This window comes from Aminobacter sp. DSM 101952 (assembly GCF_001424795.1).
Classification (GTDB): domain Bacteria; phylum Pseudomonadota; class Alphaproteobacteria; order Rhizobiales; family Rhizobiaceae; genus Aminobacter; species Aminobacter aganoensis.
In genome coordinates this window covers 78,515-92,892 of the sequence record NZ_LMCL01000031.1, presented here as the reverse complement: position 1 = coordinate 92,892, position 14,378 = coordinate 78,515, and the positions used below count along the sequence as shown (strand labels likewise).

At 66.2% G+C, this 14,378-nt stretch carries 14 protein-coding genes; 4 read left to right on the top strand and 10 right to left on the bottom strand.

Translation table 11 applies throughout. The features are described from left to right. Positions 1–34: 34 nt before the first annotated feature. Positions 35–2,254, top strand: coding sequence for an AMP-binding protein (locus ASC75_RS18950; RefSeq protein ID WP_055978634.1), 2,220 nt, complete (start codon positions 35–37; stop codon positions 2,252–2,254). On the opposite strand, the gene ASC75_RS18945 is transcribed toward ASC75_RS18950, so the two are convergent. Together ASC75_RS18945 and ASC75_RS18940 are read right to left on the bottom strand one after the other, a co-directional pair. Next, on the bottom strand, positions 2,251–3,024 hold the full coding sequence (locus ASC75_RS18945; protein WP_244487890.1) for a phosphatidylcholine/phosphatidylserine synthase: 774 nt from the start codon (positions 3,022–3,024) through the stop codon (positions 2,251–2,253). The genes ASC75_RS18950 and ASC75_RS18945 overlap by 4 nt on opposite strands. Before the next feature lie 80 nt (positions 3,025–3,104). Beyond that, positions 3,105–3,803 carry a phosphatidylserine decarboxylase gene (locus ASC75_RS18940; RefSeq protein ID WP_055978629.1) on the bottom strand — a complete coding sequence of 233 codons (699 nt, stop codon included), beginning with the start codon at positions 3,801–3,803 and terminating at the stop codon, positions 3,105–3,107. 148 nt (positions 3,804–3,951) lie between these two features. On the opposite strand from ASC75_RS18940, the gene ASC75_RS18935 reads away from it, so the two are divergent. Next, positions 3,952–4,413, top strand: coding sequence for an Rrf2 family transcriptional regulator (locus ASC75_RS18935; RefSeq protein WP_055978627.1), 462 nt, complete (start codon positions 3,952–3,954; stop codon positions 4,411–4,413). Continuing rightward, on the top strand, positions 4,403–5,332 hold the full coding sequence (locus tag ASC75_RS18930; RefSeq protein WP_055978625.1) for an NAD(P)/FAD-dependent oxidoreductase: 930 nt from the start codon (positions 4,403–4,405) through the stop codon (positions 5,330–5,332). The genes ASC75_RS18935 and ASC75_RS18930 overlap by 11 nt, the downstream gene beginning before the upstream one ends. 6 nt (positions 5,333–5,338) lie before the next feature. On the opposite strand, the gene ASC75_RS18925 is transcribed toward ASC75_RS18930, so the two are convergent. The 3 genes from ASC75_RS18925 to ASC75_RS18915 all read right to left on the bottom strand — a co-directional run bounded on the left by ASC75_RS18925 (position 5,339) and on the right by ASC75_RS18915 (position 9,022). Beyond that, positions 5,339–7,234, bottom strand: a complete 1,896-nt coding sequence (locus ASC75_RS18925) for an ABC transporter ATP-binding protein/permease (protein ID WP_055978623.1) — start codon at positions 7,232–7,234, stop codon at positions 5,339–5,341. A 14-nt stretch (positions 7,235–7,248) separates the two neighbouring features. Then, positions 7,249–7,584, bottom strand: a complete 336-nt coding sequence (locus ASC75_RS18920) for a metalloregulator ArsR/SmtB family transcription factor (RefSeq protein WP_055978621.1) — start codon at positions 7,582–7,584, stop codon at positions 7,249–7,251. A 70-nt stretch (positions 7,585–7,654) separates the two neighbouring features. Further along, a complete protein-coding gene (locus ASC75_RS18915; RefSeq protein WP_055978618.1) occupies positions 7,655–9,022 on the bottom strand; it encodes a LysM peptidoglycan-binding domain-containing protein in 1,368 nt (455 codons plus the stop codon). Between the two features lie 109 nt (positions 9,023–9,131). Here ASC75_RS18915 and ASC75_RS18910 point away from each other — a divergent pair, with 109 nt between their 5' ends. Further along, positions 9,132–9,743: a TIGR00730 family Rossman fold protein gene (locus ASC75_RS18910; RefSeq protein ID WP_055978615.1), complete on the top strand. Its 612-nt coding sequence runs from the start codon at positions 9,132–9,134 to the stop codon at positions 9,741–9,743. Between the two features lie 62 nt (positions 9,744–9,805). Here the strand turns inward: ASC75_RS18910 and rarD are convergent, their stop codons facing one another. From rarD to ASC75_RS18885, 5 genes are all read right to left on the bottom strand, one after another. Then, entirely contained in the window at positions 9,806–10,714 is a 909-nt protein-coding gene (rarD, locus tag ASC75_RS18905) for an EamA family transporter RarD (RefSeq protein WP_055978613.1), read from the bottom strand. Positions 10,715–10,842: 128 nt separating this feature from the next. Beyond that, entirely contained in the window at positions 10,843–12,462 is a 1,620-nt protein-coding gene (cimA, locus tag ASC75_RS18900; RefSeq protein ID WP_055978612.1) for a citramalate synthase, read from the bottom strand. Continuing rightward, positions 12,459–13,415, bottom strand: coding sequence for a prolyl aminopeptidase (gene pip / locus ASC75_RS18895; RefSeq protein ID WP_055978609.1), 957 nt, complete (start codon positions 13,413–13,415; stop codon positions 12,459–12,461). The genes cimA and pip overlap by 4 nt, the downstream gene beginning before the upstream one ends. Continuing rightward, positions 13,412–13,888, bottom strand: a complete 477-nt coding sequence (locus ASC75_RS18890) for a GFA family protein (protein WP_156381321.1) — start codon at positions 13,886–13,888, stop codon at positions 13,412–13,414. The genes pip and ASC75_RS18890 overlap by 4 nt, the downstream gene beginning before the upstream one ends. Continuing rightward, positions 13,885–14,376, bottom strand: a complete 492-nt coding sequence (locus ASC75_RS18885; RefSeq protein ID WP_055978606.1) for a GFA family protein — start codon at positions 14,374–14,376, stop codon at positions 13,885–13,887. Before ASC75_RS18885 ends, ASC75_RS18890 begins: the two co-directional genes overlap by 4 nt. Between the last annotated feature and the right edge of the window lie 2 nt (positions 14,377–14,378).

The window sequence follows — 14,378 nt, the reverse complement described above, 5'->3', positions numbered from 1 at the left end:
GCGGTGGGGCGTCGCGTGCATTGGGAGGTGCGGCATGGTCCTGGCCAGTGCAATTCTGCTCGGTCTGGTCGCGGCATGGATGCTTGCCGCGGGCTACCTGACCTACACGCTCGGCATCCGCCTGCGCCAGGGGCTGCTCTATCTGCCGCTCAAGCTGCTGTGGCGCGTCCACGACAAGGCCATGCGCCAGGCGCGGGACGCCGAGGCACCGGTCATCTATGTCGTGTCGCACCAGTCCCGGCTCGAACCGGCGCTGATGCTGTCCCTGCTGCCGGAGCAGACGCTGCACATCCTCGACGACGCGTCCGCCCGCGCCGTCTGGCTCGAGCCATGGCGTGAACTCGGCCGCACCATCGCCTTCAACGCCGAACATGTCTTCGTCAGCCGTCGCCTCGTGCGCGTGCTGCGCGGCAAGGGCCGCCTCGCCGTCTACCTGCCCGACACCGTCGAGCCCGACGTCAAGTCGTTCCGGCTGTTTCGCGCCGTCGCCCGCATCGCAATGCAGGCCGACGCCCGGATCGTTCCGATCTTCGTCGGCGGCGCGCGCCATCTGCCATTTTCGCTGACACCTGCCGAACGCGCCCCGCGCGGCTGGTTCCCGCGCCTCCGGATCGCAGCCCTTGCGCCGATGACCATGGCCGAACTGCTCCAGCGTGCCGGCTATTCCCAAACCACGACCGCAAACGCCCTGTTCGACCGTTTTGCCGAGGCGAGGCTTGCCGGAACCGACCTCGACCGGGGTCTGTTCTACGCCGTGCGCGATGCGGCCGACCGCTACGGCGCCTCGCGCCCGATCGTCGAGGATGTCGTCGGCGGCGCGCTCAGCTACCGCAAGCTGCTGACCGGCACGCGCGTGCTGGGCAGGCGCCTCGAGGCCCAGACCAGCCACGGCGAAGCGGTCGGCGTGCTGCTGCCCAATGCCAATGGCGTGGTGCTGACCTTGCTCGGCCTCGTCTCGGCAGGCCGCGTGGCCGCCATGATCAACTATACCGCCGGCGCCAGCAATGTCGCCTCGGCGGTGAAGACCGCCGCCATCAAGACCATCGTCTCGTCGCGCGCCTTCATCCAGAAGGCCGACCTTGCCGATATCGTCGTCGCCGCCGAGCAGGCCGGCGCGCGGATGGTCTGGCTGGAAGAGCTGCGAGACAGCATCACGGCCATCGAAAAGGCCGTTGCAGCCGTTCAATGGCGGCGCCCGCTGCAGCCGCAAGACGCCGCCAGGCCGGCCGTCATCCTGTTCACCTCGGGTTCCGAAGGCATGCCCAAGGCCGTCGTGCTGTCGCACCGCAATCTGGTCGCCAATGCGATGCAGGCAGAGGCCCGCATCGGCATCTCGCCGGCCGACAAGCTGTTCAACGTGCTGCCGGTCTTCCACTCGTTCGGCCTCACCGGCGGCACCATCCTGCCGCTCGTCACCGGCGTGCGGCTATTCCTCTACCCCTCGCCGCTGCACTACAAGCTCATCCCCGACGTCGCGCGCAAGATCCGCCCGACCATCATGTTCGGCACCGACACCTTCCTGGCCGCCTATGCCCGCACCGCCGAGGATGGCGACTTCTCCAGCCTGCGCTTCGTCGTTGCCGGCGCCGAGCCGGTACGGGCGGAAACGCGGCGCGTCTGGCGCGATCGATTCGGCGCCGAGATCATCGAGGGCTTCGGCCTGACCGAGGCAGCGCCGGTGGTGGCCGTCAATACCGCGACCCATGGCCGCGACGGCACCGTGGGACGCCTGTTGCCCGGCATGCGCATGCGGCTCGAAGAGGTCGAGGGCGTCAGCGAAGGCGGGCGGCTCTGGCTCAACGGCCCCAACCTGATGATGGGATACATGACCGCCGACCGGCCGGGCGAGTTGCAACCGCTCGAAGGCTGGCACGACAGCGGCGACATCGTCTCGGTCGACCGCGAGGGCTTCCTCACCATCCGCGGCCGCGCCAAGCGCTTTGCCAAGATCGCCGGCGAAATGGTCTCGCTCGGCGCCGTCGAAATGCTGGTGCAGGCGCTGTGGCCGGAGGAACGCCATGCCGCCGTTGCCGTTCCCGACAAGCGCAAGGGCGAGCGCATCGTGCTCGTCACCACCGCCGGCAATGCCGACCCCGAAACACTGCGCCTCTACGGCAAGCAGGCCGGCGCCGCCGACCTGATGGTCCCGCACGACATCATCAAGGTGCGCGAGATCCCGGTGCTCGGCTCTGGCAAGACCGACTATGTCGCTGCGCGCCACATGGCCATCGAGCAACTGGGGCTGGCAGCCTAACCCGCCGGCTTGCTCTCGTCCGCGGCTTCGGCTGCCTCGGCGGCAGCAGCCGCGGCCTTCTCGCCCTCGATCCTGGCACGCCGGGCATAGGCGCTGGCGCTCAGCGGCAAGAAGATCAGGTAGCCGATCACCGACGCCGTCAAAGTCTGCCAGGGATAGACAGTCAGCAGCAGCACGTAAAACACGGCGATCAGCATGACGGGCAGCAGGTATTCCCTGCGAATGCTCAGCTTCTTGCCGGAATAGACGGGCAGCCGGCTGACCAGCAGGAAGGCGACGAGGATGGCGAAGCCGGTGGCGACATAGGCTACCGTGCGCGTGCCCTCGAGGCCGAGGAAGCCGAGATACATCGGCAGCATCAAGGTGATGGCTCCGATCGGTGCCGGCACGCCGACGAAATATTCGGCCTGCCATGCCGGGCGATCAAGGTCCTCGTCGAGCACGTTGAAGCGCGCGAGCCTCAGGCCCATGGCGATGGCGAACAGCAGCGTCGCGATCCAGCCCAGGGAGCCGGCCTTGTCGAGCAGGTAGGCATAAAGCACGAGCGCCGGAACGACGCCGAAATTGACGATGTCGGCGAGCGAATCCATCTGCGCGCCGAACCGCGAGGTCGCCTTCAGCATGCGGGCGAGACGGCCGTCGATGCCGTCGAGGAAGGCTGCCAGCAGCACCATCACGACGGCCGATTCAAACCGGTCCTGGAAGGCGAGCCGGATGCCCGACAGGCCGGCGCAGATCGCCAGCACAGTGATCAGGTTGGGCAGCACCATGCGCAGCGGAATCTCGCGGATGCGCGGTCCACCGCTTCCATGCGGCTCGAAGGGTTTGAAGGATGACACCGGCGCCGTCCTCAGGACACCCGCACCAGCGGTGCGTGGCTGGTGCCGCCGAACTCGGCAAGGGTGGTTTCGCCGGCCACCGCGGTCTGGCCGACGGCGACGCGCGGTACAGCCCCTGCGGGCAGGAACACGTCGACGCGCGAGCCGAAGCGGATCAGGCCGAAGCGCTCGCCCACGGCGATGTTGCCGCCGACATCGGCCCAGCAGACGATGCGCCGCGCCACGAGGCCGGCGACCTGGACTGCGGCGACCTGGCCGTTGGGGCTGTCGATGACGATACCGTTGCGCTCGTTTTCCTGGCTCGCCTTGTCGAGTTCGGCGTTGAGGAACTTGCCCGGACGGTGTTCGATGCGGACGATCTTGCCGCGCACCGGGGCGCGGTTAACGTGGCAGGAAAAGACGTCCATGAACACCGAGATGCGGGTCATTTCGGCGTTGCCCAAGCCGAGTTCGCGCGGCGGCACGGCGGGGCCGACGGCCGAAACCACGCCGTCGGCGGGGCTGACCACGAGCCTGTCGTCCACCGGCGTCACGCGCTCGGGGTCGCGGAAGAAATAGGCGCACCAGGCCGTGAGGATCGCCCCGATCCAAAACAGCGACGTCGAGAAGAAGCCGAGCAGGATGGCGACCGCCGCGAATCCGGCGATGAAGGGGTACCCCTCGCGATGGACCGGAACGAAGGCGTTGCGGATCGTGTCGGCTATGCTCATGAAGGGGTGGCCGTTGCTGTTGAAGTCCTGGAGTGCTTACCGGAAAGCTCTGGCCGCCGCAACGCGACATTGCCTGCCGGTGACCAGGTGACGCGAGGGGTGGCGGCACCAGCTTGACTGCTCGAAGTCTCGTAACTACAAAAGTTACATGAAACACGACAGCCGCCTCTCCGCGACCCTGCACGCCCTGCTTCACATGGCAGATCACGGCAAGCCGATGACGTCCGACCAACTCGCGATGTGCCTGCGCACCAACCCCGTGGTCGTGCGCCGGACGATGGCTGGCCTGCGGGAGGCCGGTCTGGTGACATCGGAGCGGGGTCATGGCGGCGGCTGGACGCTGGCGCGCGACCTCGCCTCGGTCAGCCTGCGCGACATCCACCTGGCACTGGGCGAACCGGTGCTGCTCCCGCTCAGCCCGGCCACCGAAAGCCCCGGCTGCCTGGTCGAACAGGCTGTCAATCACGCACTCGACGACACGTTTCGCGAGGCGCAGGCGCTGCTGCTCGAACGGTTCGGACAGATCCGGCTCAGCGATCTCGCCGCCGATTTCAGCCGCCGGATGGCGGACCACGCACAACATGCAAAAGGAAATCACGATGCAGCATGACGCCATCATCGTCGGCGGCAGCTTTGCCGGCCTCGCCGGCGCCCTGGTCCTGGCCCGCACTCGCCGGCGCGTGCTGGTGATCGACGCCGGCAAGCCACGCAACCGCTTCGCCACCCATTCGCATGGCGTGCTCGGGCATGACTGCCGCGCCGGCAGCGACCTCTTGGCAGAGGCCAGGGCGCAGTTTCTTGCCTATCCGTCCGCCTCGTTCGTCTCCGGCGAGGCAATCGCCGCCGAAACAACGAAAGAAGGCGTCACGGTCAGTCTTGCCGACGGGACGCGGCACCAGGGCCGGCGGATGCTCATCGCCACCGGTGTGCACGACGACCTGCCGGCCATTCCCGGCCTCGTCGAGCGCTGGGGCAAGACCGTGCTGCACTGTCCATATTGCCACGCCTATGAAATCGGCGGCGGCCCGATCGGCGTGCTCGCCACCACTGCGCTGTCCCATCACCAGGCTTCGCTTCTGGCCGACTGGGGCGACACGATCTATTTTGCGAGCGCAGAATTCCCGCTCGACGATGCCAGCACCGCCTTGCTCGCCGCCCGCAAGGTGCGGATCGAGGACACGCCATTCACGGCGGTCGAAGGCCCTGCCCCGGCAATCGACGGCGTGCGCCTCGCCGACGGCAGGCTGGCGCCGGTCAAGGCGCTGTTCATCGGGGCGCCCTTGCGCATGGCCAGTCCGTTGGCGCAACAGATCGGCTGCGCCTTCGACGAAACGCGCCTTGGCGTCAAGATCCGCACCGACGGTTTCAAGCAGACGACGGTCCGCAACGTCTTTGCCGCGGGCGATGCCGCCACCGAAATGCACAACATCACGCTGGCTTCAGCGGACGGCGCCCTTGCGGCCCTTTCCATCCACCGGTCGCTGATCGAGGAGGACGCCGCAAACGCGATGGGCGCGCGGGCTGCCTGAGCTGTATCAGGCCCCGCCGGTGACCTCGGGAGTGCGGCGGCGCACGACGACGCCGAGTTCATCGCCCTCGCGCGCCTGGCGCAGCCTTTCCTCGGCCTCGGTCGCTTCGCGCTGGCGGTCCCACATCGAGGCGTAGAGGCCGCGCTTGCCGAGCAGTTCGGCATGGGTGCCGCGCTCAGCGATGCTGCCGTCGGCCAGCACGATGATCTCGTCGGCGGAAATGACCGTCGACAGGCGGTGCGCGATGACAAGCGTCGTGCGCCCCTTGCTGACCAGGTCGAGCGCGCTCTGGATCTCCTGCTCGGTCTGGGTGTCCAGCGCCGACGTCGCCTCGTCCAGCATCAGGATGGGCGGCGCCTTGAGGATGGTACGGGCAATCGCCACCCGCTGCTTCTCGCCACCCGAGAGCTTGAGGCCGCGCTCCCCGACCATCGCCTTGTAGCCGTCGGGCAGGCGCTGGATGAAGCCGGCGATCTGGGCCAGTTCGGCCGCCTTGCGCACGTCTTCCTCGTCGGCATTCACGCGGCCGTAGCGGATGTTGTAGGCGATGGTGTCGTTGAACAGCACGGTGTCCTGCGGCACCATGCCGATGGCGCCGCGCAGGCTCTCCTGGCTGACGTCGCGAATGTCCTGGCCGTCGATCAGGATGGCACCCTGCTGGATGTCATAAAAGCGGAACAGCAGCCTGGAGATCGTCGACTTGCCAGCACCCGATGGTCCCACGATCGCCACCGTCTTGCCGGCCGGAACCTCGAAGCTGACACCTTTCAGGATCTGGCGGTTGGGGTCGTAGGCAAAATGCACGTCGCGGAACTCGACCCGGCCGCTGCCGATCTCCAGCGCCCTGGCACCCGGCTTGTCGACCACCTCCTGCTCGACGTCGAGCAGGTCGAACATCTGCTCGATGTCGGTCAGGCCCTGGCGGATTTCGCGGTAGATGAAGCCGATGAAGTTGAGCGGCACGGAAAGCTGCATCAGCATGGCGTTGATGAAGACGAAATCGCCCACTGTCTGGGTACCGGCCATGACCTCCAGCGCCGACATGCCCATGACGATGGTCATGCCGATCCCGAAGATGACGCCCTGGCCGAAGTTCAGCCAGCCGAGCGACGTCCAGATACGGGTTGCCGCCGTCTCGTAGCGCGCCATCGAGCGGTCGAAGCGCGCGGCCTCCATAGCCTCGTTGTTGAAGTATTTCACCGTCTCGAAATTGAGCAGCGAGTCGATCGCCTTGGTGTTGGCGTCAGTGTCGGAATCGTTCATTTCACGGCGGATGCCGATGCGCCAGTCGCTCGCGCGCACCGTGAACCAGGTGTAGATCCAGACGGTGGCCGCCACGACAGCCACATATTTCCAGCCATAGGCGAAGCCGAAGATGCCGGCCGTCAGCGCGAATTCGAGCACCGTCGGCGCGGTGTTGAGGATGGTGAAGCGGACAATGGTCTCGATGCCCTTGGTGCCGCGCTCGATGATGCGCGACAGCCCGCCGGTGCGGCGCTCGAGATGGAAGCGCAGCGACAGCTGGTGCATGTGTACGAAGGTGCGGTGGGCAAGCTGGCGCACCGCATACTGCCCGACGCGGGCAAACAGCGCGTCGCGCAGCTGGTTGAAGCCGAGCTGGACGATGCGGACGACATTGTAGGCAACCACCAGCATCACCGGCGCCACCAGGAACGCCGGCAACGGCAGCGGGGAACGCTGGTCGCCGGCCAGCGCGTCGGTCGCCCATTTGAAGAAATAGGGCCCGGCCACCAGCGTCAGCTTGGCAACGACGAGGAACACGGTCGCCCAGACGACGCGCGCCCTGAGGTCTGGTCTGTCCTGCGGCCACATATAGGGCCAAAGGTTCCTGATCGTGCTGAAAGTCGAGCCACGATCGGCTGAGACGGTCTTGCTAGCCAATGTTCTTGCCTTGATTAGATGTCTGCGCCTTCATCGGCGCAGCAGGATTCGACGAGCGCCGAGACGGATGCGGAAACGGCGGCCAGCGCCGCCGGGTCGATCTGGTAGCGCGAGCGTTGCCGCTCCGGCGCATAACGGACCAGTCCCGCCTCGACGAGGATCTTCAGGTGTTGCGAAACCGTCGACTGCGCAAGGTCGAGATGCTCGACCACTTCCTTGCAACAGCACGATCTGCCGCCGCCCAGCCGCCGCAGGATGGCAAGCCGTGCCGGATGCGAGAGCGCGGCGAGCTTCTGCGCCACGTCCTCGGCGGAGGCGGCGCAATTCTGCGGCAATGGGAAAGTTTTCATCGTCTATCGACGATAGACGATGAATTTCGTTCGCGCAACCGGGACGTCGGCAAATCCGGTCCCGAAAGCCCTATGGCTTGGGCGCCGGCATCGCCTGCTCGCCCATCGCATCCATGTTCGCAGCCTCGCCTTCCTTGGATTTTTCGGGCACGCGGAACACCTGTCCCGGCCAGATGCGGTCTGGGTCACGGATCTGATCCTGGTTGGCGAGGTAGATGTTCGAGTAGCGCACGCCATGGCCGTAGACGCGGCGCGAAATCCGCCACAGGGAATCGCCGCGCCGGATGATCACGGCGCCGTTCACGGCCTCCAGCTTGGGGGCCGTCGCCTCGGGCATTGCGGGTGCCGCGGCGACATCGGCGGGTTTTGCTTCGGAGGCAGCGGGTGCCGCCGGCGCCTCGCCGGTCACTGGGGCCGGCGCTGCCGCTTCAGGCTTGGCCTCGGGCTGCTGTGCTGCTGCCGGCTGCTTCGCCGGCTCCTGCGGCGCAACGGCTGCGATCGACTCGCCCGGCTCGCGCTGGAACGGCACCGCCGCGCGGGCCACCACCTTGACGCCATCCGGCTCGAGCGCGTCGACGCGGATGATGTAGTCGCCCACCGGCAATTCGCGTTCCGCCTCGATCAGGAAGCGCCCGTCCGGCGAGGTCTGCGTTTCGCCGATGAGGATCTCGTTGGCATAGGCGCGCACCTTGCGGCCGGCATCGGCCGCGCCGGCGATGAAGATCTTCTTGCCTTCGATCTCGACGGCTTCGACAACCACCTTTGCCTGCGCGGTCGGCGCGTCCGACGTGGCTGGAGCCGGCTGCGTCGCGGTCTGCGCTTCGGGCGTGGTCGCCGGCGCATTGGCGGGCTGCTCGGCGGCGGGTTGCTTCGGGGCCTCGGCAGGCTTGGGCACGGTGATCAGTTCCGCCGGCTTGCCCGGTTCCTCCACCAGCGCCAGAACCTGGCCGCCCGGCTCGGACGGCACCGAAACCACCGCCGTTTCGGTCGACGTCGCCACGACGTTGTCGGGCGCGGTGGCGCGCAGCACGATCTGGTAGTCGCCCGGCTTCAGCGGCTTGTCCAGCACAACAGCGAAATCGCCGTCGGCACCGGCCACAGCAGCGCCGATTACCTGCGATCCGGTCACGATCTCTACCTTGGCACCGCCCGCGGCCTTGCCGGCGATGACGACAGCACCATTGTCCTCGACGCGCACGACGTCGAAGGATGGCGCGACGACCGCCGGGGCAGCCCCCGCCGGCGCCTCGGCTGCCGGCTTTGCCGGTTCGGCTGGCTTGTCGGCGGCTGGCGTGGTCGAACTGGGCGTCGGCAGCGAGGCTATCGCGGCCGGCGGCGCAAGATAAGGATCGAGCGCGCCCGACACATACGCAACCGTGGCTGCCGCGGCCGAGCCGCCGGCTGCCAATAGGAATATCTTCAACGGATTAATTGCCATATTTCCCTGCCCCTAGCCGCGCAACGGGTCTACCTTGTTTTGCCGGCAGCGACAAGAAAAAGCCCGTCCGGGCTTGACCCTGCGTGCAGACGCAATACCCAATCAGGCCATGAACAAGATTCGATCCATTTGCGTCTATTGCGGCTCCTCTCCGGGCCGCGACGAGGTCTATGTCAAGGCCGGACATCTGCTCGGCCATTCAATCGCCAAGGCCGGCCTGCGGCTGATCTATGGCGGCGGCACCAAGGGCATCATGGGTGCGGTCGCCGATGGTGCGCTGCGCGCCGGCGGCAAGGTCACCGGCATCATCCCGCGCTTCCTGATGAACAAGGAAGCCACCGAAACGGCGCTGACCCGGCTCGACGAAACCGTCATCACCGACAACATGCACGAGCGCAAGCACCTTATGTTCGAGAAATCGGACGCATTCGTGGCGCTGCCGGGCGGAATTGGCACGGTCGAGGAGATCGTCGAGATCATGACCTGGGCGCAGCTCGGCCATCACCGCAAGCCGATCGTCTTCGCCAACGTCAAGGGTTTCTGGAATCCGATGCTGGCCCTGCTCGACCACATGAAGGCCGAGGGCTTCGTGCACACCTCGCATCTGGTCCAGCCGCTGGTGGTCGACGAACCCGAGGCCGTGGTTTCGGCCATCCTGGTCGCCGCCGGCACCGATTCCACACCCACCGAAGGCGTGCAGTCGCTCATCGACAAGATGTGAATTTCCGGGCACCGATCCCGAAGGTTCCGGCCCGCCGCTGGCGGGCCGGTCTCACCTGAGCCTTAGCCGTTCTTCGCCCGTTCGGAGAACATCGACCAGGTGTAGATCGCCAGCGCCAGCCAGATCAGCGCAAAGGCAACGGCACGCTCGCTCGAGAACGGCTCCTTGAAGATGAAGACGGCGATGACGAAGATCATCGTCGGCGCGATGTACTGCATGATGCCAATGGTCGACATCGTCAAAAGCTTGGCGCCGTTGGCAAACAGGATCAGCGGCACGGCTGTGACGACACCGCAACCGAGCATCAGCCAGACGTCGGTCATGCCGGTGGTGCCGAAATGGCCGACTCCGGTCGACTGCAGGTAAAAGATGTAGCCGAGCGCCGGCAGTCCGAGGATCAGCACCTCGAGGAAGAAGCCCTGCGCCGGACCGATCGGCAGCGTCTTCTTGAACAGCGCATAGAAGCCCCAGGACAGCGCCAGCACGATCGAGACCCACGGCAGGCCGCCGGTTTCCCAGGTCAGCAATGCCACCGCGACCACCGCCAGCGCGATCGCCACCATCTGCGCCCGCGTCAGCCTCTCGCCCAAAACGACGGCGCCGAGAAAGATGCTGAACAGCGGATTGATATAGTAGCCGAGAGCGGTTTCGAGCGCGCGGTCGTTGCCGATCGCCCAGACATAGACGCCCCAGTTGATGGTGATCAGCGCTGCCGTCAGCGTGCCCATCGCCAGCGTCCGCGGCGTCCGCAGCGCCTGCCTGATGTCGGAGGTCCGCCCGAGCCACCACAGCAGGAGTGCTGCGATCGGGATCGACCAGGTGATGCGGTGGGCGATCACCTCGGGCGTCGGGATATGCGCCACTGCCTTCATATAGAAGGGCAAGACACCCCACATCAGATAGGCAGAAAGGGCAAAAAGGAAGCCGCGCGTGGCTTCGTCGCGAGAAATCGCAGGCGTGTTCGTGCTCATGGCGCGAACCTATGCGCCCGCCAGCCCGGCCATGCCATTTCAAAATTCTGATGGTCCATCGGCTTTTCATTGATGGATCAATGGATCGGGCCAGCTGCCTTGGCTGGCCCAACCATGCAAACCGCTCTCTACTCCGCCGCAACCAAGCCCGCCATGTCGCGGTTCTTCATCAGCTTGTAGATGATCGAATCCATCAGCGCCTGGAACGAAGCGTCGATGATGTTGGTCGATACGCCAACCGTCCACCAGCGCGCGCCGGTGCCGTCGTGCGATTCGATCAGCACGCGGGTTATCGCCTCGGTGCCGCCATTGAGGATACGCACCTTGTAGTCGGCCAGTTCCAGGTCGCCGATCTCGTGCTGGAACTTGCCGAGGTCCTTGCGCAGGGCGATGTCGAGCGCGTTGACCGGGCCGTCGCCCTCGGCCACCGACATCTTCTCCTCGCCGTCGACCAGGACTTTCACCACCGCTTCCGACACGGTCTTGAGGTTGCCGTTGGCGTCGAAGCGCCGTTCGACAAGGCAGCGGAACGACGTGACGCGGAAGAAATCCGGCACGGTGTGCAGCATCCCGCGCGCCAGAAGCTCGAAGCTGGCGTCGGCGCCCTCATAGGCGTAGCCCTCGGCCTCGCGCTCCTTGACCACCGCAATCAGCGCGTCGAGCCGACGGTCTTCCCTTGGCACGTCGATGCCCCGCCGCTTCAATTCCGCGACGAAGTTGGCCTTGCCGCCCTGGTCCGAGACCATCACCTTGCGTCGGTTGCCGACGGCTTCCGGCGGCACGTGTTCGTAGGTCTTGGGTTCCTTGGCGATGGCCGAAGCATGGATGCCGGCTTTGGTGGCGAAGGCGGACGCGCCGACATAGGGCGACTGCGCCTCGGGCGCGCGGTTCAGCAGTTCGTCGAAGGCGCGGGAAAGCCGCGAGATGCCGGTCAACGCCTCGTCCGAAACGCCCGTCTCGAAACGCCCGGCGAAATGCGGCTTCAGCGCCAGCGTCGGGATGATGGTCACCAGGTTGGCGTTGCCGCAGCGCTCGCCGATGCCGTTGATGGTGCCTTGCACCTGGCGCACGCCGGCCTCGATGGCAGCCAGCGAATTCGCCACCGCCTGGCCGGTGTCGTCATGGGCATGGATGCCGAGATTGGCGCCGGGAATGCCGGACCCGATCACCTTGGCCACGATCTCGCGCACCTCAGACGGCTGGGTGCCGCCATTGGTGTCGCACAGCACCACCCAGCGCGCGCCGGCATCGTAGGCGGTGCGGGCACAGGCCAGCGCGTAGTCGGGATTGGCCTTGAAACCGTCGAAGAAGTGTTCGCAGTCGACCATCGGCTCCTTGCCGGCGTCGCGCGCGGCCTCGACCGAGGCGCGGATCGATTCGAGGTTTTCCTCGTTGGTGACCCCGAGCGCGACGCGAACGTGATAGTCCCAGCTCTTGGCGACATAGCAGACCGCGTCCGACCGGGCCTGCAGCAGCGTGGCAAGGCCCGGATCGTTGGAGGTCGACACCCCTGCCCGCTTGGTCATGCCGAAGGCGACGAATTTCGCCCGCCGCGTCCGCTTTTCGGCAAAGAAGGCCGTGTCGGTGGGATTGGCGCCGGGATAACCGCCCTCGACATAGTCGAGACCGAACTCGTCGAGCATGGCGGCGATCGCAATCTTGTCCTCGACGGAAAAGTCGATGCCCGGCGTCTGCTGGCCGTCGCGCAGCGTCGTGTCGAAGAGATAGATGCGTTCGCGCATGGTCATTTCCCTGCAAACCTGTCGGTCGCCCTGATCAGCTGATCGAGGATGCCCGGCTCCGAAAAGGCGTGGCCCGCGCCTTCGATCAAGTGGAACTCGGCCTGCGGCCAGGCCTTGTGCAGCGCCCAGGCATATTTCGCCGGGCACGGCATGTCATAGCGCCCATGGACGATGACGCCGGGAATGTCGCGCAGCTTGTGGGCGTCACGGATGAGCTGGCCTTCGTCCATCCAGCCGGCATGGACGAAATAATGGTTCTCGATGCGGGCGAAGGCGACCGCAAAATCGTCCTCGCCGAACTTGCCGCTGGTTTCGGGGTCGGGCAGCAGCGTGATCGTCTCGCCCTCCCACAGACTCCAGGCAAGCGCTGCCTCGACCTGCGCCTTGCGGTCGTCGCCGACCAGCCGCTTGCGGTAGGCGCCCATCATGTCGCCGCGCTCGGCCTCGGGGATAGGGGCCACGAAACGCGCCCACTTGTCGGGGAACATCTCGGAGACACCGAACTGGTAGTACCATTCGAGCTCGGCGCGGGTCAGCGTGTAGATGCCACGCACCACCAGTTCGCTTACCCTGTCGGGATGCGTTTCGGCATAAGCCAGCGCCAGCGTCGAGCCCCAGGAGCCGCCAAACACCTGCCACTTGTCGTGGCCTGCCATCTCGCGCAGCCGCTCGATGTCAGCGACCAGATGCCAGGTCGTGTTGGCCTCCAGCGAGGCGTTGGGCACGGACTTGCCGCAGCCGCGCTGATCGAACAGCATGATGTCGTAAAGCTTGGGATCGAACAGCCGGCGATGCTTGGGCGAGGTCGCCCCGCCCGGGCCGCCGTGCAGGAACACCACCGGCTTGGCGCCTCTGGTGCCCGAGCGCTCCCAATAGACCTGGTGGCCGTCACCAACATCGAGCATGCCGCTATCGAAGGGGTCGATCTCGGGATAGAGGCCGCGCAGTTCGGTCGTCATAGCTTCAGTCCATGCTCGGGCCAGTTGGCCGTCTCTTCATCGGGATGCTGGAAGGAGATGATCTGCTCCTGCCGCCTGTAGTAGTCCGGGTTGTCGTGCACCGGCGCGGCAAAGATCGCCTCGACCCAGGGCAGCCGCGCGCCATGGTTGATCTGGACCGCAGGCGCCAGGTCGGAACGGTCGTCGAAGGCACCGATGGCGATCTCGAGCTCACCAGGCTGGCGATAGGTCATCGGTGTGCCGCAGCGCTGGCAGAAGCCACGCGCGATGTTGACCGACGACTGGAAGTAGCTCGGCTCCTCGCGGATCCACTCGACGCCATCGGCCGGAACCGCGACGAAGGCGCCGAAGAATGAGCCAAACTGCTTCTGGCACATGCGGCAATGGCAGATCGACGTGCGCCCGAGAGCGCCTTTGATGCGAAAACGCACGGCGCCGCACTGGCAGCCGCCGGTTCTAACTGTCTCGGTCATGACCTGTTCTCCGGTGGCCATTGTTCGGTGTCGTGGTCGGGGTGCTGGTAGGAGACGATGTCGTTGATGAAATCCGCCGCGTCGGGGTCTTCCTCGGTCGAATAGCCCGGCAATTCATGGATATGGTCGACATAGGGCAGCTTGCCCTCAAGGCCCCACTGCATGGCCGGCGCGATCTCCTCCGCATCGTCAAAAGCGGCAATCGCCAGGGCCACGCCATCCGGCGCCTCATAGCTCAGCGGCGTGCCGCAGTCGCCGCAGAACCCGCGGAAGGCAAAGTTCGACGAGCGGAATTTCTTCGGCTCGCCGCGCGTCCAGGTCAGCCTCGCCTGCCGCACCGACACCAGCGGGGCGTAGAAATTGCCGAACGCCTTCTGGCACATGCGACAGTGGCAGACCGAAGCGTCGCCGAGCGCTCCCTCGATGTGAAAGCGCACGGCGCCGCACTGGCAGCCGCCGGAATAGACAGGCCGGTTGTCGAGGCTCATGG